Raw genomic sequence first — 1,120 nt, 5'->3', positions numbered from 1 at the left:
AAGGTAACATTAACCCCTTTACCTTGCAACTGGTGCTGACGGCGACGCGCGCGTTCTTCTGCACTGGCATCCAAAAAGATTTTAGCCGCCGCTTTCGGGAACACGACCGTTCCCATATCACGTCCGTCAGCAATCAACCCCGGCTCACCAACAAAGGCGCGCTGGCGGCGTAATAATGCTTCACGTACCCGGGGTAACGCAGCCACTTTTGAGGCTTGGTTGCCTACCTGCTCGGTCCGCAAGGTCCCGGACACATCTTCGCCTTCCAGGATCACTTTCACCAAGTCTCCTTCGGCCAAAAACTGCACGTCTAAGTTGGCGGCCAGTGGCACCAGTGCTTCTTCCGATTCGGTATCAACGTCATGATGAATCGCTGCGAGAGCCAGTACCCGATAGATAGCTCCTGAGTCGAGCAGGTGCCAACCGAGCTTTTCAGCCAGTCGCATACATAGGGTTCCTTTTCCTGCACCGCTTGGTCCATCTACTGTAATGACAGGCGCCTGTATCGGCATAAATCTCTCCACGTTGGTCTCGATCGCTCAACGCGCCCGTTTTGTCACATCATGCTTGTTAGTCACATGATGCTTGTTAGTCGCATCAGGCTTTTGCTTGCATCACGCTTTAACGAAAACGGGCGGTTGTATAATTCGGTGCACATTATAGAAGAAATGGGCAAGGAAATCATTGCTGCTGACTCAATATCAGCAGCAATAAAAAAACCTTACGCTTTATCATCAGTCAGCGCTGATCGCCGCTAGCTTGTCGAAGTAATCAGGAAAAGTTTTTGAGGTGCAACCCGGGTCATTGATGGTAACGGGCGTATCACTGAGTGCCACCAGCGAAAAACACATCGCCATGCGATGATCGTCATACGTGTCGATTGCCGCATGCTTAAGTTGCTTAGGTGGCTCAACATACAGATAATCGTCACCTTCTTCGACCACGGCGCCGAGTTTTTTCAACTCCGTTGCCATGGCATAAAGTCGATCGGTTTCTTTGACTCGCCAATTATACACGTTACGAATGCGCGTCGGTCCGTTTGCGAATAACGCCGCAACACCAATGGTCATCGCGGCATCGGGAATATGGTTAAAATCCATATCCACGCCTTGTAGCGTAT

At 50.9% G+C, this 1,120-nt stretch carries 1 protein-coding gene and 1 pseudogene; both read right to left on the bottom strand.

Annotation, left to right across the window (positions count from 1 at the left end; genetic code table 11):
• A partial coding sequence (gene cmk / locus BZG79_RS15840; RefSeq protein ID WP_077774889.1) for a (d)CMP kinase occupies positions 1-512 on the bottom strand: 512 nt, incomplete at its 3' end.
• Positions 513-734: 222 nt separating this feature from the next.
• A pseudogene (locus BZG79_RS15835) lies at positions 735-1,120 on the bottom strand (3-phosphoshikimate 1-carboxyvinyltransferase); the annotation flags it as partial.

The organism is Salinivibrio sp. MA427 (assembly GCF_001996115.1).
In the GTDB taxonomy this organism is placed as follows: Bacteria; Pseudomonadota; Gammaproteobacteria; order Enterobacterales; family Vibrionaceae; genus Salinivibrio; species Salinivibrio costicola.
The sequence above is the reverse complement of the archived record's forward strand: the minus strand, read 5'-3'. Positions and strand labels throughout refer to the sequence as shown.